Source organism: Mesorhizobium amorphae CCNWGS0123, assembly GCF_001686985.1.
In the GTDB taxonomy this organism is placed as follows: Bacteria; Pseudomonadota; Alphaproteobacteria; order Rhizobiales; family Rhizobiaceae; genus Mesorhizobium; species Mesorhizobium amorphae.
This window is the reverse complement of sequence record NZ_CP015318.1, coordinates 5,897,207-5,914,497: the sequence shown is the minus strand read 5'-3', so window position 1 is coordinate 5,914,497 and position 17,291 is coordinate 5,897,207. Positions and strand designations below refer to the sequence as shown.

The following is a 17,291-nucleotide window of genomic DNA, read 5'->3' as shown; positions in this document are numbered from 1 at the left end:
CTCAGGCCTTTCGTGCGGCGTCGAGAAGTTTGCGGCCGAGCCGTATCAGGGCAATGTCGCTTCCGGAAGGGCCGACCAGCGAGAGGCCAAAGGGCGCACCGTCCACCGATCCGAGCGGCAGCGTGATCTGCGGAAAACCGGACAGGCCCGAAAGGCACAACAGGTGCAGCGCCCTTTCGCGATAGGCCTGGAGTTGCTCGGCCGTGCCGTTGACGAGCGGCGCCGGGCCGGGAACCGTCGGCAGCAGGAGAAAGCCATGGTTGCCAAGCAATCTGGCGAGCTCGGAGCGGAAGACCAGCCGGCGCGCCGTCTCTGCTTCAGCGGTTCTGGCGTCGACCGCGCGGCCGAAACTGAAGCGCTCGTCGACGCCGGGACCAAGGCGAGGCTCGCCAGCCGTAATCCACTCGCCATGCACCTGCCAGGCCTCGTAGGCCTGCAGCCGGCGAAAGCACCAATAGAGCTCGTCGGGGACAGAAGCGAAGCTGTAGTCGACCGGCGCCGGCTCACCGAAAACGGCTGCCGCCCGCGCCTTCATTTCAGCATATTCGGCGGCCTCGGCCGGTCCGGTGACGAAGGCGTCCAGCCAGCCGATCGAAAGCGGACGGTTGAGCGCGTGCTGATGCGGATCGCGGCCGAGCAGCAATTTGCCGACCGCCTCGTAGGTCTCGATGTCGTCGGCGAACCAGCCGAACGTGTCGAGGCTAGGCGCCAGCTTCATGGCGCCCTCAAGTGAGATGCGGCCATGCGTGGTGCGCAGCCCAATCAGCCCGCAGAAGCTGGCCGGAGCGCGAATCGAGCCGCCGGTGTCGGAACCGACAGCGATGTCTGCGAGCCCGCCCGCCACCGCGGCGGCCGAGCCGGACGAGGAACCGCCGGTGACGCGATCGGGCGCGGCCGGGTTCACCGGAAACGGGAAATGCGCATTCTGGCCCATCAGCGAGAAGGCAAGCTCGTCGGTCTGGGTCTTGCCGACGAAGCGCGCGCCGGCGTCGAGAATCACCTGCACGGCCTCGGCCGTCTGCGAGGCGGCGTGGGCCTCGGCGAATTTGCGCGGGTTGCCGCAGCCGGTGCGATAGCCGGCGACGTCGTAGATGTCCTTGACGGCCAGCCTGAGGCCGGCGAGCGGGCCCAACTGCGCATGCGCCACCGGCATTTGGCGAAGGTCGAGGAAAGCGTTGAGCGGGCCGTGCGTGCCTGTCATCGTTCAATATCCGGATACGGTGATGCGTAGATTGTTCGGTGTCGGAAATTTTACAACCGGGGGATACGATTTTTATTGATTGTGAAATCCTTCGCTCTTATATCGCGCTTGCCCAAAGTCGCACGTGCCTGTGGGTGTCCGCCGATCCTCGAATGGTGAGGGCAATCGGTAAGGTAACTGGAGCTAACCCCTCCAGTCGGTTTAGCGGCCAACCGCCAGACCGAGGACACCTTGAAGCAACGACGGTGCGGGCCTTTCTGGTGTTCTGCCGGTTGTCCAAAGACCGGGGTTACTGAAGAGGCACACCTTCATTGCCGGCAGTGCGGACGGGTCTCCCATCCAAGCCAAGGCAGACAAAGCGAACCTAGGCCGGGCAAGGCCAAGGTTCACCGCCGCGAGACGGCGCTTCATGGTTCCGGGGTCTCCACCGGCTGGTTCCATGGATTTCCGTCCCGCCTTTGTCCACCGCGTGTTCGCGAGGCCGACAGCCCGCGTCCCGCAGCCTTACTGCGCGCCGCAAGGCGCTGATGGAGAGACCCCGATGGCTACCCAGCGCATCCTTGACTTCCTCGCCACCCGACGTCCGAACGGTCCGTGCCTCGTCGTCGACCTCGATGTCGTGCGCGACAATTTCCGCGCCTTCGAGAAGGCGCTTCCCGATTCGAAAATCTACTATGCGGTGAAAGCAAACCCGGCGCCGGAAATCCTGCGCCTCCTTGCTGCGATGGGCTCGTCCTTCGACACCGCTTCCGTTGCCGAAGTCGAGATGGCGATGGACGCCGGTGCGCCAGCGGACCGTATCTCCTTCGGCAACACCATCAAGAAGGAGCGTGACATCGCACGCGCCTACCAGCTCGGCATTCGCCTGTTCGCGGTCGACTGCGTCGAGGAAGTCGAGAAGATCGCCCGTGTCGCTCCCGGCGCGCGCGTGTTCTGCCGCGTTTTGACCGACGGCGAGGGCGCCGAGTGGCCGCTGTCGCGCAAGTTCGGCTGCGTGCCGGCTATGGCCGTCGACGTGCTGCGCCATGCCAAGACGCTCGGCCTCGACGCCTATGGCGTATCGTTCCATGTCGGCTCGCAGCAGACCGACCTGACCGCGTGGGATCGTGCGCTGGGCGACGCCAAGAAAGTGTTCGCGACGCTCGCCGACGAAGGCATCGTCTTGAAGATGGTCAATATGGGCGGCGGCTTCCCGACCCGCTACCTGAAGGACGTGCCGGTGGCGCAAGCCTACGGCCAGGCGATCTTTTCGGCGCTGCGCAAGCATTTCGGCAACGCGCTGCCCGAGACCATCATCGAGCCGGGCCGCGGCATGGTCGGCAATGCCGGCGTCATCAAGTCGGAAGTCGTGCTGATCTCGAAGAAGGCCGACAACGACAATGTGCGCTGGGTGTTCCTCGACATCGGCAAGTTCGGCGGTCTCGCCGAGACGATGGACGAGGCGATCCGCTACCCGATCGTCACCGCGCATGACGGCTCCGAGACCGCGCCATGCGTGCTCGCCGGCCCGACCTGCGATTCGGCCGACGTGATGTACGAGAAGACGCCGTATCCGCTGCCCTTGTCGCTGACCATCGGCGACGAGGTGCTGATCGAGGGCACCGGCGCCTACACGACGACCTACGCCTCGGTCGCCTTCAACGGCTTCGAGCCGCTCCGATCCTACGTGATCTGACGGTTCGAAAGAACCGCTCAGATCATCCCAGGTGGGCGCCCGTCGCCCGCCCGGGCTCGCCTGTGGAACAGATCTCCGCTCGTGAAGGATCGCGGAAATGGAAATGCCAGTTGAAATCGTGAACCACGCGCCGGCCTTTGTGATGGTCGCCGAAACCGCCGCCGATGAGGCGGCGCGCGAGGCTTTGCTCGATCGAGCCATGGGGCCGAAGCGGCGGAAAAAATCGTCGGAGAAGCTGCGGCGCGGCCGCCGGCCTTCCGAAGGCCTCGCCTTTGTCGCGCGCGACGCCTTGGGCGCCGTCGTCGGCACCGTGCGGCTTTGGGACGTGAGGCTGGGTGAGGGCGGTCCGGCAGCGCTGCTGCTCGGTCCGCTCGCCGTCGACCCCGCGCTTAAGAACGCCGGCATCGGCTCGGCGCTGATGCGGCACGCGGTTGCCGAGGCGACACGCCTTGGCCATGGCGCCATCCTGCTGGTCGGCGACGCACCCTACTATGGGCGCTTCGGCTTCTCGGCGGCAAAGACCGGCGCGCTCGCCATGCCGGGCCCCTATGAGCGGCACCGGCTGCTGGCGCTGGAGCTGACGGAAGGCGCGCTTGACGGCGCGCAGGGCACGCTGCGGGCGGCGGGGCGCAAGCTGAAGGCGCTGCCGCTGACGTTCGCGGCGTAGAGCTTCCAGAGCAATTCCAGGAAAAGTGTGCCGCGGTTTTCCGTCCGGAATTGCGAAAAACAAAATACAAGCAAAAACGCCGCCCGATGGGCGGCGTTCTATCTTGATCCGGAGCGGCTCAGCCGAGCAGCTGGCTGAGCGCCATGGCGACCGTCATGTCGCCTTCGACCTTGATCTTGCCGGACATGAAAGCCATGGTCGGGTTCAGATCGCCTGCAATCAGCGAGTCCAGATCGTCGAGCGAGAGCTTTACCGTGCAATCGGTCGGTGCGTCGGTGGTCGAGACGGTCGCGCCGTCGATGACGATGACGCCGTCGCTACCCGTGTCGAACTTCACCGAATGCTCGAAACCGGCGCTTGCCACGCGCGACTTGATCCGGTCGGCAATCTCCTGAACGCCCATGGCTGTTCTCCTCGTCTGGTTGCGTTGATGCGCATATAGCTTTGAGTTGACGTTTACGTCAACGCGGCCGGGATGCGTCATCTTGGTTTTCGGCCGATATGTTCGGCGCCGTCTGAGCTTTCGCCCGAAACCAGACTAGCGCTCGTGGCCGATCCGCATTGCTGCAGGTCAATGTCCCGAGGCAGCCTTGGCCGGTTCCGTGGTCGCTGGCTCATCGTCATTCTTGCGCCGGCGCATAGCGTTGTCGCGGATCTCGTCCTTGGTCAGGAAGTTGACCTGGTCGACCAACACATCATGCACCAACTCGACGCCGACACGGGCGTTGACGGTTTCGCGGATGGCGTTGCGGAAGGCGTCGAGATCGATCGTTTCCTTCTTGGTGAAGTCGATCTGCGGATTGGCATAGAGGTAGGAATAGACCTGGTCGGTCATCAGTGCCGCGGCCGGGATCGACAGTTTCTTTATCTCGGCGGGTTCGACCGTATAGACGAGCTTGGTCAGAAAATAGCCGTCGATCCGGGAATCGCGGATCAGCGGCACCGAGATCATGTCGGTCTTGACGTAATCGAGACCGCCCAGCATCGGCTTGGGCGTCTCGCCGACGCCATTTTCGCCGGCTGCCTGGAACGAATAGAACACCGCGCCGAGCGTGGCGGCGCAGATCCAGATCGCGGCGGCGATGAATTTGATCAAAGGTTGTTTCCTTGCGCGATTCTTCCGCTCGCTATCACGCTCTCGCCCAGCCGAATTCGCCGGCCGAATAGGTGCCGTCGGCATCGGCGCGCTGGATGGCGTTCTTCAAAAGACCGGCGACCTCGTTGACGGCGTTGAGATGAGCGAGTATCGCGGCCTCATTGCGCGCCAGCTTCTGGCGCAGCCGCGTCAACCCCTCGCGGTGCTGCTCCAGAAATTCGATCTCGTTGCCGCCCTTGATGGCGCGGGTCAGCTCATAGAGGTAGCGGCTCTTGCGGGCGTTCGACGCCTTGAGGTCGTAACCGGTGCCGGTGCGGATGCCCGCCGTCTCTTCGTCGACGGCTTCCTCGATGCGGCCGATGATGGCGGCAAGGTTGCCGGGTCGCGCGAAGGGGATGGGCGCGTCAGGCGCGACCGTGCGGGCAGGCAGATTGGAGAAGTCCGATTTGTCGGCCATGTAGGTCCCTAGATCTCTTTGTCTGTTATTATGGTTGTCTCATCGCCGGTCATCGACCGCGCGGCCTGGCGCTGCAGTTCCTGAACCATGGAGGTCGACAGCCGGGTCTGCTGGTCGATCTCGGCCTTGTCCGGGCCGCCAGAAACGGGACCGACGGGCACCATGCGCTTGCCGTCGAGATAGTGGTCGGCGAGCAGCGATTTGGCGATGCCGATGCCGCCGCGCGCGGCCATGACATTGGCCATGTGCTCGGCGAGTTGCGATTTCCACATGTCGCCGGCCAGGCCCTTGCCGTAAACGCCCTCGGTGTCCTTGGGCATCATGTTCTGGATGAAGGTCTGCAGCACCATCGCCTCGAAGCGCTGGAATTTTTTCTCCGGGTTGGCCGCCCCGGTTGCGTCAGCCGTGCTGCGCGACAGGATCGAGCCGGCATCAGCCGAAGCGGCGGTATCGACCGAAAAGGTCCCAGAAACACCGCCGGCCCGCTTTGTCAGCGCGGCGCGGGCGGCTTCGATGTCCGCTGGTTCGACTGCGCGGGCAACATCCAGAACGATGTCGCTGGGTGGAGAAATGGCCAAGAAGGTCCGCCTTTTGCCCGTTTTCGTGTCAAGACAATGCCCCAACAAGCTTGCGGCAGGCTTGCGAGGAGAGCCGATGCCATTGTCAGCCGGCGAAGCCGCCTTCATCGAGAAAACATTGCTCCTCCGGCCGCATGGCGCGGCCGAGGATCGGGTTGCGATGCGGGAAGCGTCCGAACCGCCTGATGATGTCGCGGTGGTGTTCGGCGCGCTCCAGGCTTGGTCCGCCGGTCTCGCCCGCCAGCGCCACCGAGCGGTCCTGGTCGGCAAGGCTCTCGGAATGGGCGAAGGGCAGCGTGAAGAACACCCGCCACGTCGGGTGCACCTCGTGGAGGAACTCCGCATCGATGGCGCCGGCCGCCAAGCGGCGGGCCCTTTCGTCGGTCGCATACATGCGCGGCGTGCCGCGAAAGGCATTGCGCGGAAACTGGTCGAGCAGCACCAGCAGCGCCAGGGCGCCGTATGGTGTTGCCGCCCAGCCGTCGCAGTCGCCGCGTGCCGCCGCCTCGTGCAGCGGCAGGAAGCGGTCGCGAAAGACGCGGTCGAACTCCGTGTCCTTGGCGAACCACGCGGTGGGTCCCACCAGCCACCAGAAGTCGATGACTTCGGCGGCTTCGTGAGGCACATTTTCGAGCCCGGATGAACCGGCCCGGTCCTGGATCAGGATCGCTGCCATGGTCATGCCGCCCTCTCGGTGCCGGCCAGCGCCGGCCAATCCTGGGCCTTTGCCCAGTCGGCGAACGAGGTTGGTTTGATCGGCAGCATGCCGATCGTGTCGGCGATCTCGACGGCGAACAGCCTCGAGCGCTGCCGGTGCACCCAGGCGTAGTTGTCGGCGACCTGATCGGCCGCATCCTTGCCCAGCATCGCGGAGAGGCCCGTGGCAAAGTCCGCCAGCGGCACCGAATAGTACTGGACCTGGCGGCCGACGATGTCGGACAGAACATCGCCAATCTGCTGTCCGGTGAGCGCCTCGGGGCCGCCAATGTCTAAACTTGCGCCGGCAAGCTCCGGCCGGCGCATTGCCTCGACCACATAGGCCGCCATGTCTTCCCATGAGATCCAGGAGGCTCGAAAGTCCGACGGCAGCGGATAGGCGAACACGCCACGGTGAACGATCGCAGGCGCGCTCCAGGGCGCGGCGATATTGCTCATGTAGAGCGTCGGCTTGAGGACGATCGACGGCAGACCGGAAGCCTTCAAACGGTCGATGAGTTCGACCTTGGCGTCCATCAGCGCCGTGCCGGAATGCCTGGCAACATGACCGCTGGCGTTGAACACCAGAAGCTTGACGTCCGCCGCCAGCGCCGCGTCGATCATGTTGCGACCGTAGCGGAGAATTTCCTTGGGGCCGGCATTGAGCGGCAGCGTCAGCGCCACCGCATCGACTCCGAGGCAGGCGAGGCCGACACGGTCGGCATCGGCAAGGTCGCCGCGCACGATGTTGACGCCGTCGCCAAACGGGTCGGGCGAGCCTTTGCGCAGGAGGACGCGCACGGTGGCGCCTGCCACGCGGCAGGCTTGTACGATGGCTGATCCCTGAGCGCCGCCGGCACAGGTGACCAGAATTGAACTGGGGAAATCAGGCATTGAGTTTGCTCCTCGGTCGCGAGGTGATTCCAAGCGACGGGCGAGCCCGCCGCTTGGAAGCGGATGTCGGCCATGCCGGCCGACTTTGTTGTCAGCGGCCCCAGATGCCCTGCCCATAACCCGGCGCGGGCTTATCGAAAGCCGAACTTCCAGCCAGCGCCTTTTCGCCATCGTTCGTGCCGATGCTCTTTGTGCTCTTCAGGTCGATCGAGTAGCCGTTGTCGGACGCCATCGAAGAGTGGCCGGTGACCGGATAGCTGTCGGGGCCCGGGATGAACTGCGAGCCATAGTGGTCGCTGCCGGCGAAAGCCATGCCGGAGGCAGACAGGAGCGCAACAGTGGCAAGAATGATCTTCTTCATGTCAATTCTCCATCGTTAAGAGTTTAACAATTGGCGGCCCGCGCTGTGCCTTGCACTGCGTTGATATGGCCGTCTTTTCAGGCACTTAGCAAAACCTCCCAGCCGTCATCCTTCTGGACGCGCGGTGGCAGGTTGTTCAGCGTAGGATTGTCTTGGGTTTGGTCGTACGCTGTTCGTGCGGCTGCTTACGGCAGCCGGAATCATCGAGAACTCTGGTCCTTCTTCCAAGGTCGCGGCCGAACCATTCGGCTACGTCAATGCGGCCTGTGGGGAATGGCGGTTCCCGATTACCGTTGCGTCGTAAAGTGAATGCCTCGGATCCTCACTGTTGCGAGCAGGTCCAGGCGCCGGTCATGGGCGGCAGAGCGTATACTGTCTGGTATCAAGGGTTTCGGTCCGGCCATCTGGCCGGCGTTCGACAAAGCTGGTGTTCACTGCCCCGTCTCCTCAACAATCGGTTTCCTGCTGGGGGCTGTCGACAACGTTCGGATCCGTACGGCCGGCCGGAGCCTCATGCTCCACCTCGCCCAGAACATGTCCTGGGCCGGTAACCGGGTCCGAGTTGCTCTGATATCTGCCGCCCCGCAACGGCACGGGAACAAAATCCCGCCGACGATCTAACGCGATCAACGTGGTCGCAGGATCAGGGAGCCGCGTTTAAGCGAGCGTGGTAGCGAGCGTGGTAAGAGCGACCGCAAATGTGGTATTTTGCGTTGAAAGCAACCGGGAGCGGGGGAACGCAGCCGGGGGCGCAATGTCATCGCACATTCAGATCTGCCTTCTGGGTGAACTGCGTACAGTTTCGGATGGACGCCAGCTCGACCTGCCGCCTTCCAAGAAGACGCGCGCGCTGCTGGCCTATCTGGCGCTGACCGGTCGCCCGCACCGTCGCGAGCGATTGTGCGAGATTTTTTGGGAGCTGCCCGACGATCCGCGCGGATCGCTGAGATGGGCGCTGAGCAAGATCCGTGCCCTGGTCGACGTGCCCGGCTCCGCGCAGTTGAGCGCCGATCGTGAACGAGTCTCCTTGGTCCAGGACTCGGCGATGGTGGACTATGTCGAAATCGTCCGCCGACTGCAGGCTTCCTCGCCGCCCGCCACACTCGATGAACTGCACGAAATGGGGAAGCTTCTGGCGCTGCCTTTGCTCGACGGGCTCGATCTGCCGCAGCTTGACGCCTACCAGGCCTGGCTCGCGGCCGAGCGCGAGGAGGCGCTGCAACTCCGTCTAGGTGTGCTGGAGCGCATTACGCTTCACCCCGAAACCAGCGACCGCGACGCAGTCAAATGGCTGCGCCAGTGGCAAAGCGCGGACCCGACTTCGGAACAGGCCGCCGGCATCTTGGTTCGAACGCTCAAGCGGCTTGGCCGCGGCGACGAAGCCGCCGGCGTGGTGAGCAACTACCAGCGCATGGCCAAGGATACCGGGTTAGCGCCGGTAGACGATCTGTCGGAAGTGGGGCCCCCACCCTCCGCGGCCGAGACGGCAACAACGGTGCCCGGCCTTTTGAAGCGCCAGTCGATCGGTTTTTGTCAGTCGGCAGATGGAGTGCGTATCGCCTACGCGACCGTGGGCACGGGACCGCCACTGGTCAAGGCCGCCAACTGGCTCAATCACCTTGAACTCGACTGGCAGAGTCCGATTTGGAGCAAGACTTTTCAGGCGCTGGCCGACGGACGTGCTTTCATCCGCTACGATGAACGCGGCAACGGTCTTTCCGATTGGGAGGTGGACGACATCAGCTTCGAGGCGTTCGTACGCGACCTCGAAACCGTTGTCGACGCGCTGCGGCTGGAGCGTTTCCCGCTGCTCGGCATGTCGCAAGGCTGCGCGGTGTCGATCGCCTATGCCGTGCGCCATCCCGAGCGGGTGTCCGCGCTTGTACTGATAGGCGGCTACGCGGCAGGCTGGCGCATCGGCTGCGCGGCAGAAGAGCAGGAGCGACGCCAGGCGGTGATGACCTTGACCAAGCTCGGTTGGGGCACCAACAATCCCGCATATCGCCACATCTTCTCGCAGACTTTCATGCCGGACGGCACACCCGACGAACTTGCCTGGTTCGACGAATTCCAACGGCAGACCACCTCGCCGGACAATGCCGTCCGGTTCCAGGATGCATTCGGCGACATCGACGTGCGCGACCAGTTGGCGCAGCTGCACGTGCCAACGCTGGTGCTGCACGCCCGACACGATCAACGCATATCGCTCGATCAGGGCCGGGAACTTGCCATCGGCATTCCGAATGCCCGCTTCGTCGTGCTGGAGAGCCGAAGCCACATCATCTTAGGCCACGAACCCGCCTGGCCGGTATTCATGGACGAGGTCCAGCGGTTCCTCGCAGAGACAAATACAGCATAAGAAGGTCAATTTCAGAGCAGATTGGGCAGATCCGATTTCCGCGTGCCCCTTGCGGCCTCTTCTGGAAGTACGCTGGCCGCATGCCGATAACCTCAAGTCTTATTTTACAAAGTATTAATCTGTTAACGAGACTGCCTCGTTTGGGACCAAATTGAGCAGTTTAGAAACCGCTCATTAACCCGCCCCGCTCATCCTCAAATCCATGCACCGGAGACGTTGATCGTGAAACGCGATGTCGCGCTGATCGCATTTTTGCTGTCGTTTGCCTGCCCGTTTGCTGCGCAGGCAGGGACGACCATGGAAACCAAAGGCAAGGCGTTCGCACCGCCCGCCTTCTATTCGTTCTGTAGCCGGCAACCCAGCCTGTGCAGCACGGCCGGCGGAAAGAAGGTCGTCGCCCTGCAGCCCAAGCTCAGCTCGGAATTGAAGCAGGTGAACCAATCGGTCAATTCACGCGTCACGGAACTCAGCGATCGTGTCGCTGTCGGCAAGGACGACGACTGGCGCGTGGCGACCGTCTCTGGCGATTGCGAGGATATCGCGATCTTGAAGAAACGTGAGCTGATGAGGCGCGGCTGGCCGGCTTCGGCGCTCCTGTTGACGGTGGCAAGCTATGGCGGCGATGGGCACACGGTGCTGACGGTGCGCACCAGCGAGGGCGACCTGGTGCTGGACAATCTCACGAACTCCGTCCGTGACTGGTCGAGCACTCCCTACAGCTACTTCGCCCGACAGGCGCAGGGGAATGGCAAACTCTGGGAGCGGATCGGCGGCGCCAAGCCGGTCAAGACGACCGCAACGGGAGGCTGAGGCTTCTCAGCTCGAAGTTCAACCCCACGCAGAATTCCACAGCTACTCGTGTGCCCGCTTCTGCGCGATCAGGTCGAGGCGTTCGCGGTCGGAGCGTTCGCGCTCGTCGCGGCGGCGCACGTCCTTGTAGGCCCGCTCGACCATGTTGGTGCGCGCGGTCGCCGTGGCGATCAGCGCGGCCTCCCGCATGGCGCTTTCCAGGCTCGCCTCCTGGCGAACCAGCGCGTTGGCGATGCGGCGATGGTAGAGGTCGGGAAACAGGCCGGCGAGCGACCGGTCGGCGTCGAAACGCTCGACCAGTTCCCTGGCTTCGGCTTCGGCGGCCGCGGCGGTTGTCAGGAATGTCGCGTGACGGGTTTCGTGCAGCGCCTTCAGCTGCTCCTGCACCTTGACCAGTTTCCTGAGGCGGTCCTTGCGTGTGGTCATCTGCCTACCGCGCGAGCGTCAGGTCGACAAAACCGTCGACGAACAGCGACAGCATGGTGCCGATGGCGAAATAGAAGATGATCAGCCCGCCGGCAATGACGAAGGGCAGCGAAATGAAATAGACCGGGATCTGCGGCGTCAGCTTGTTGACGAAGCCGATCGTCAGATTGACGAGAATGGCATAGGCGACGAAGGGGCTGCCGAGGCGGATGACCAGGAAGAAGGCGTCCGACACGGTGTCGGTGAGATCGACCAGGGCCGCCTGCGGATTGAAGAAGACATTGACCGGCGCGACCGTGTAGGAGGCGACCAGCGCCCGCACGATCTCATGGTCGAAATCGAAGACGAACAGCAAAAGCAGCGCCGAAAACGAGATGATAGCCGCTAGCGCCGCCTGCGGCTCGGCCTCCTCGATGGCCGGCCCGCCGGTGCCGCCATAACCGATCAGCATGGCGATGGCCGAGCCCATGAAACGCAGCGCCTCCATGTAGAGCCTCGTCATGGCGCCGATCAGTCCGCCGACCAGCAATTCCGAGACGATCATCGGCGCCAGGATCTGCGGACGCGGATCGACGAACGGATAGATGCGGTCCCAGAGGAAGGCGAGCAGGCCGCCGGTGGCGGCCACCGCCACGAACAGCCGGACCTGGATCGGCACGCGGGCGCTGGACAGGCCGGGCATCAGCATGAAGCAGGCGCCGATGCGGCAGAAGGCGAGGAAGGCGGCGATGACGACGCCTTGCGAGAGCGCGCTCACGATATGGTCCCGAGCACCTTGATCTCGACGCCCTTGGCGATTTCGACGTGGCTGAGCACCGGTAGCGTGGTGAACAGGCGCTCGATGATCATGCGCACATAGGGACGCGCATCCGGCGCGGTGACGAGGACGAAGCGCTCGCCTGCCTCGAGATGCTTGCGGATCGCCTTGGTCGCGTCCTGGCCGAATTCCTCGAGCTGGCGCGGGTCGATGTCGAATTCGCGCACCTCGCCCTTGGCGTCGCGCTTGAGGCTCTGGTGGAAGGCGAGGTCCCAGCGGTTGCCGAGGCGCAGAACCTTGAGCACGCCGCCTTCGGAGAGGTCGCCACAGATCTGCTGCGCCATGCGGATGCGGACATGCTCGACGATCTGCTCGGTGCGGCGCACATGCGGAGCGATCTCGGCGATCGCCTCGATGATCAGGTGCAGATTGCGGATCGAGACGCGTTCGGCCAGCAAGAGCTTCAGCACCGCCTGCAGACCCGGATAGGAAATATGCGTGGTGCAGATCTCGTCGGCGAGCTTGCGGTATTCGGGGTCCTGGCGTTCGAGCAGCGCCTTCATGTCCTTGTAGGACAGAAGCTGCGGCAGGTTGTTGCGGATGACCTCGGAGAGGTGGGTGAGCAGCACCGACATGTTGTCGGCGAAGGTGTAGTTCTCGCGCTTCAAATCCTCGGCGAAGGTTTCGAGCACCGAGAAGGCGCGCATGCCGAAGGCCGGCTCGCGGATCTCCTCGCCGGGAAGTTCCGGCACGTCGCGGGTGCCGAGCAGCACCATGATTTCGCCAACGCGCATCTGGTATTCGGCGACCACGGTGCCGTGGACCTTGATCTGGTAGCTCTTCGGCGGAATGGCGAAGTCGTCGGCGACGCGCACTTCCGGCACGACGAAGCCGTATTGCGTGGCGAACTTCTTGCGCATCTTGCCCATGCGGAAGACCAGTTCCTGATGCGACACCAGCAGCCTTGTCGAAAGCTGCTTGCCGATCAAGAGCTCGATCTCGGCGGTGGCCAGCGACGCCTTGACCGAGTTCTTCTCTTCCTCGGCCTTGTTCGCCTTTTCCTGGTTCTTCACCGCTTCGGCGGCTGCGACGGCGCGGTTGTGGCGCAGCGGGATGATGTAGCCGAGACCGGCCATGCCGCCGGCAAGAGCAAAGAACGGGAACAGCGGCAGGCCGGGCATCAGACCCAGAATGACGAGCAGCGACGCCGCGACGTAGAGCGCGCGCGGATGGGCGCCGAGTTGGCCGAACACCGCCTGGTTGGTCGAGCCTCGCGTGCCGCCCTTGGAGACCAGAAGGCCGGCGGCGAGCGAGACGATGAGTGCCGGGATCTGGGTGACGAGGCCGTCGCCGACAGACAGCTTGATGAACACGTCGGCGGCCTGGCCCATGCCCATGTCGTGGCGGATGTAGCCGATGGCGATGCCGCCGACGATATTGATGGCGGTGATGATGAGGCCGGCGATGGCATCGCCGCGGACGAATTTCGAGGCGCCGTCCATCGAACCGAAGAAGGAGGATTCCTCCTCCAGTTCGCGGCGGCGCAGCTGCGCCGTCTTTTCGTCGATCATGCCGGCGGAAAGGTCGGCATCGATCGACATCTGCTTGCCGGGAATGGCGTCGAGGGTGAAGCGCGCGCCGACTTCAGCGATACGGGTGGCGCCCTTGGTGATGACGATGAAGTTCACCACGATCAGGATCAGGAAGACGATGAGGCCGATGACGAAGTCGCTGGCCATCACCAGCCTGGAGAAGCCGGCAATCACGTAGCCGGCGGCATGGGTGCCCTCGTTGCCATGCGACAGGATCATGCGCGTGGTGGCGATGTTGAGCGACAGCCTGAGCATGGTGGCGATCAGGAGCACGGTCGGGAAGGACGAGAAATCGAGCGGGCGCTGGATCCACAGCGCCACCATCAGGATCAGCACCGACAGCGCGATCGAGAAGGCAAGGCCGATATCGATGAGGAAGGCCGGGATCGGCAGGAACAGCACGGCCAGGATGATGACGATGCCGATCGCGAAAAAGACATCGCGGCCGTTCTTGGCAACGGTGCCGGCTGCAATGCTTTCGCTGATCGCCATAATCGTCCTCAAATCATAAGCCTGCCGCGCGCGACAGCCTTGTAAGCCTAGCTGGCCAAGCTTGCGCGAGGGTGGGAGAATGCGCCCTGAGAGAAGAAGGGAATCGCATGCTCCTGATCATCGGCACGGTCCGTTTGCCGCCGGACAAGCTCGCTGAGGCAAGACCGGCGATGCAGCGGATGATCTCCGCCAGCCGCGCAGAGCCCGGCTGCATCGAATATTCCTATGCGCAGGATGTCCTCGATGCAGGGCTTATCCACGTCTCCGAAGTCTGGAGCGACCGCGCCGTGCTCGACGCGCATTTCAGGTCGGCGCATATCGCGGACTGGCGTGCAAGCTGGGCGACGCTCGGCATCGGCGATCGCAATCTGATGCTCTACGAAGCGGGCGATGCCAAGCCGACCTGATCGATCGAAGACAGTCTCGGTGATGCCGGCCCCGCGCGGCTGAGCTTCGCTGGGGTGGGAAAAGGATGCCGCGCCGGTGCCAAAATGGCGCCACAAGCAATCGGCATTGCGGTTGTCACGCAATGCCGCCGGGCGTATCAGGCGGCAGCTTCCACCTCTTGCTCTATGGCGAGCCGTTCCGGTGCTTTCCAGAAACGAACCTCAAGTCTATGCCCGCCGGCTTCGCGCGGTGCTGATCAGATCGATCCCGCTGCTCGAGGCGCGCGGCATCGTGATCGTCGTCCTGGCCGGTGTCGTGGGCGTGATGGCGGGCGTGCTGGTCACGGCGATGAGCCAGATGGTGCAGGGCATGCATGGGCTGTTGTTCGGGGTGCAGCCGGGCGGTCGGCTGTCGGCGATGTTTTCCCTGTCCGACCCGGTTCAGGCGGCGATCCCGGCGATCGGCGGCATCCTGCTCGGTCTGTCGGTGGTCTGGCTGCGGAAGCGAAAGTTCCGCACCCCGGTCGATCCGATCGAGGCCAACGCGCTTTACGGTGGACGCATGTCGCTCACCGACACTTTCATCATCGCCGGGCAGACGATCATCTCGAGCGGCTTCGGGGCTTCGGTCGGACTGGAGGCCGGCTACACGCAGGTCGGCTCCGGCTTGGCGTCGCGACTGGCGCGGGCCTTGAGGCTGCGTCGCAATGACGTGCGTATCCTGGTCGGCTGCGGCGCGGCAGGCGCGATCGCCGCCGCCTTCGATGCACCGCTGACGGGGGCCTTCTACGGGTTCGAGCTGGTCATCGGCATCTATTCAGTCGCCAATGTCGCGCCGGTGATGACCGCCGCGATCTGCGCCTCACTAACCGCCGAGGTTTTTGGCGGCGTGCCCTTTCCGCTGGAGCTCGCCGGCCTGCCGCCGCTCACCGCCAGCCAGTACCTGCCGTTCCTGCTGCTCGGGCTTCTGGGCGGTGCCGCTTCCATCGCCATCATGCATCTGGTCAGCCTGATCGAGCGCGGCTTTGCCAGGCTCTCGATCGACGCCTCGCTGCGGCCCTTCATCGGCGGCATCCTTGTCGGGCTGCTGGGGCTGGTCACACCGCAGGTGCTGTCCAGCGGCCACGGCGCGCTGCATCGCGAGTTCGCGATGAACTACGGCATCGCCGTCGTCGCCAGCGTCTTCGTGCTGAAGCTGGCGGCGTCGGCGATCTCGCTGGGCTCGGGCTTTCGCGGCGGCCTGTTCTTCGCCTCGCTGTTCCTCGGTGCGCTGCTCGGCAAGATCTTCGCCGGGGTGATGGCCTTCGTCTCGCCGGCAACCGGCATCGATCCGGCGGTTGCCGCCGTTGTCGGCATGACCTCGCTTGCCGTCGGCGTCGTCGGTGGACCGCTGACCATGACGTTCCTGGCGTTGGAATCGACGCGCGACCTGACGCTGACCGGCGTCGTGCTGGCGGCCTCGATCATGTCGGCGATCCTGGTCCGCGAAACTTTCGGCTACTCGTTCTCGACGTGGCGCTTCCATCTGCGCGGCGAGACAATCCGCAGCGCGCACGACGTCGGCTGGATGCGCAGCCTCACCGTCGGCTCGATGATGCGCAAGGATGTCCGCACCATCGACGCTTCGACGACGCTTGGCGCTTTCCGCAAGGAAATCCCGCTCGGCTCGGCGCAACGCGTCATCGCGGTGGACGAGGGCCGGCACTATGTCGGCGTGCTGATCGTGGCCGAACTGCACAGCGAACTGTCCGATGGCGAGACGCCGGTGCGGACGCTTGCCCAGTTCAAGGATGCGGTTCTGGTGCCGACCATGAACGTCCAGTCGGCGGCCGAAACCTTCCAGCGCGCCGGCGCCGAGGAACTGGCCGTGGTCGAGGATTTCGCCGACCGCGTCGTGCTTGGGCTTTTGACCGAAAGCCATCTGATGCGGCGCTATGCCGAAGAACTCGACAAGGCGCGGCGGGATCTGTCGGGCGAGGGCTAGCTGGACACGTCCGTGCCGACGGGCTGACAGCCCGCTTCTCCGCCCGACATACTCAAGCTTGCAAGCTTGGCATCCCATCGGACGAGCCCGGCTCGACCTCGCCCGTTTTCATTGCTTGCCAGATGTACAGTGGTACTGTACAAACTGTTAAGTGACGTTTGGGAGGACGGCATGGGCAAGACGCCTGATCGAGACAAAGCTCTGGCAAGGAATGGCGGCGCCGCTTCGGGCGCAACGCTTGCTCATCAAGTGTTGGGCATGCGGCTCAAAAGCCTCCGTCTCGGCCGCAGGCTCTCATTGCGCGAGCTCGCGGAGATGACCGGGACGAGCGCCAGTTTCATCAGCCAGCTCGAACGCGGCCTGACCGGCGCCAGCACGGCTTCGCTCAACCAGATGGCCTCGGCACTCGGGGTCAGCGTGGCGATGCTGTTCGAGGAAAGCGCGAACGCGAACCACGGGGTTCTGCGACGCAGCGAGCGGCCCAGCCTGCCGCCCAGCGACGGCTGCCGCAAGATGCTGCTCTCGCGTCCCCCGTTGAGCGACATGGAAGTCTATGTCGGGGAGTTCGACATCGGCGGCTCGACCGGCTCGGCTCTCTACACGCATGGCGATGCGCACGAGATGCTCGTCGTGCTGCGCGGCATTGTCGAGGTCTCTCTCGGCGATGCGCGCCATGTCCTGGAGGAAGGCGACAGCATCGAATACGCGACGTCGACCCCGCATCGCAGCGAGAACATCGGCAGCGGCCGCGCCGAAGTGATGTGGATCATCGCGCCGCCGACTTCGGCGCGCGCCGAACTCGACCAATACACGGCCTGGAAACCGCTCGTGGCCAGGTAGGTCCGATCAAACGCGGGCAT

The 17,291-nt window shown here is 64.2% G+C and carries 18 protein-coding genes; 7 read left to right on the top strand and 11 right to left on the bottom strand.

Annotated features, from left to right (window positions below; genetic code table 11):
* Position 1: 1 nt before the first annotated feature.
* Positions 2-1,201, bottom strand: a complete 1,200-nt coding sequence (locus A6B35_RS27820; protein ID WP_006199425.1) for an amidase — start codon at positions 1,199-1,201, stop codon at positions 2-4.
* A 541-nt stretch (positions 1,202-1,742) separates the two neighbouring features.
* On the opposite strand from A6B35_RS27820, the gene odc2 reads away from it, so the two are divergent.
* Positions 1,743-2,876: an ornithine/lysine decarboxylase gene (gene odc2, locus A6B35_RS27815; RefSeq protein ID WP_006199424.1), complete on the top strand. Its 1,134-nt coding sequence runs from the start codon at positions 1,743-1,745 to the stop codon at positions 2,874-2,876.
* 97 nt (positions 2,877-2,973) lie between these two features.
* Positions 2,974-3,543 (top strand): GNAT family N-acetyltransferase, encoded by a 570-nt coding sequence (locus A6B35_RS27810; RefSeq protein WP_006199423.1) that lies wholly within the window; start codon positions 2,974-2,976, stop codon positions 3,541-3,543.
* Between the two features lie 118 nt (positions 3,544-3,661).
* Here A6B35_RS27810 and A6B35_RS27805 read toward each other — a convergent pair whose 3' ends face one another.
* From A6B35_RS27805 to A6B35_RS27775, 7 genes are all read right to left on the bottom strand, one after another.
* Complete coding sequence (locus A6B35_RS27805; RefSeq protein WP_006199422.1) at positions 3,662-3,946, bottom strand: SCP2 sterol-binding domain-containing protein; 285 nt, start codon at positions 3,944-3,946, stop codon at positions 3,662-3,664.
* A 168-nt stretch (positions 3,947-4,114) separates the two neighbouring features.
* Positions 4,115-4,639, bottom strand: a complete 525-nt coding sequence (locus tag A6B35_RS27800; RefSeq protein ID WP_006199421.1) for a hypothetical protein — start codon at positions 4,637-4,639, stop codon at positions 4,115-4,117.
* 34 nt (positions 4,640-4,673) lie between these two features.
* A complete protein-coding gene (locus A6B35_RS27795; RefSeq protein WP_006199420.1) occupies positions 4,674-5,096 on the bottom strand; it encodes a hypothetical protein in 423 nt (140 codons plus the stop codon).
* Positions 5,097-5,104: 8 nt separating this feature from the next.
* Complete coding sequence (locus A6B35_RS27790; RefSeq protein WP_050900676.1) at positions 5,105-5,674, bottom strand: rod-binding protein; 570 nt, start codon at positions 5,672-5,674, stop codon at positions 5,105-5,107.
* An 85-nt stretch (positions 5,675-5,759) separates the two neighbouring features.
* Positions 5,760-6,350 (bottom strand): DUF924 family protein, encoded by a 591-nt coding sequence (locus A6B35_RS27785; RefSeq protein WP_244425815.1) that lies wholly within the window; start codon positions 6,348-6,350, stop codon positions 5,760-5,762.
* A gap of 2 nt (positions 6,351-6,352) precedes the next feature.
* Positions 6,353-7,264 carry an SDR family oxidoreductase gene (locus A6B35_RS27780; RefSeq protein WP_006199417.1) on the bottom strand — a complete coding sequence of 304 codons (912 nt, stop codon included), beginning with the start codon at positions 7,262-7,264 and terminating at the stop codon, positions 6,353-6,355.
* Positions 7,265-7,355: 91 nt separating this feature from the next.
* Positions 7,356-7,625 (bottom strand): DUF680 domain-containing protein, encoded by a 270-nt coding sequence (locus tag A6B35_RS27775; RefSeq protein ID WP_006199416.1) that lies wholly within the window; start codon positions 7,623-7,625, stop codon positions 7,356-7,358.
* 754 nt (positions 7,626-8,379) lie between these two features.
* Here A6B35_RS27775 and A6B35_RS27765 point away from each other — a divergent pair.
* Positions 8,380-9,984 (top strand): bifunctional AfsR/SARP family transcriptional regulator/alpha/beta hydrolase, encoded by a 1,605-nt coding sequence (locus A6B35_RS27765; protein WP_006199415.1) that lies wholly within the window; start codon positions 8,380-8,382, stop codon positions 9,982-9,984.
* A gap of 216 nt (positions 9,985-10,200) precedes the next feature.
* A complete protein-coding gene (locus A6B35_RS27760; RefSeq protein ID WP_006199414.1) occupies positions 10,201-10,794 on the top strand; it encodes a transglutaminase-like cysteine peptidase in 594 nt (197 codons plus the stop codon).
* 42 nt (positions 10,795-10,836) lie between these two features.
* Here the strand turns inward: A6B35_RS27760 and A6B35_RS27755 are convergent, their stop codons facing one another.
* The 3 genes from A6B35_RS27755 to flhA are packed head-to-tail and all read right to left on the bottom strand — an operon-like array spanning position 10,837 to position 14,061.
* The gene (locus A6B35_RS27755) at positions 10,837-11,220 is read right to left on the bottom strand and encodes a hypothetical protein (RefSeq protein WP_006199413.1); all 384 of its coding nucleotides are present in this window, start codon (positions 11,218-11,220) and stop codon (positions 10,837-10,839) included.
* A 4-nt stretch (positions 11,221-11,224) separates the two neighbouring features.
* Positions 11,225-11,977, bottom strand: a complete 753-nt coding sequence (gene fliR / locus A6B35_RS27750; RefSeq protein WP_006199412.1) for a flagellar biosynthetic protein FliR — start codon at positions 11,975-11,977, stop codon at positions 11,225-11,227.
* Positions 11,974-14,061, bottom strand: coding sequence for a flagellar biosynthesis protein FlhA (gene flhA, locus A6B35_RS27745; protein WP_006199411.1), 2,088 nt, complete (start codon positions 14,059-14,061; stop codon positions 11,974-11,976). Before flhA ends, fliR begins: the two co-directional genes overlap by 4 nt.
* Positions 14,062-14,168: 107 nt before the next feature.
* Between flhA and A6B35_RS27740 the strand changes: the two genes are divergently transcribed.
* The 3 genes from A6B35_RS27740 (at position 14,169) to A6B35_RS27730 (ending at position 17,271) form a co-directional block, all read left to right on the top strand.
* The gene (locus A6B35_RS27740; protein WP_006199410.1) at positions 14,169-14,468 is read left to right on the top strand and encodes a putative quinol monooxygenase; all 300 of its coding nucleotides are present in this window, start codon (positions 14,169-14,171) and stop codon (positions 14,466-14,468) included.
* A gap of 181 nt (positions 14,469-14,649) precedes the next feature.
* Positions 14,650-16,431, top strand: coding sequence for a chloride channel protein (locus A6B35_RS27735; protein ID WP_006199409.1), 1,782 nt, complete (start codon positions 14,650-14,652; stop codon positions 16,429-16,431).
* Between the two features lie 171 nt (positions 16,432-16,602).
* The gene (locus tag A6B35_RS27730; RefSeq protein ID WP_006199408.1) at positions 16,603-17,271 is read left to right on the top strand and encodes a helix-turn-helix domain-containing protein; all 669 of its coding nucleotides are present in this window, start codon (positions 16,603-16,605) and stop codon (positions 17,269-17,271) included.
* Positions 17,272-17,291 lie beyond the last annotated feature (20 nt).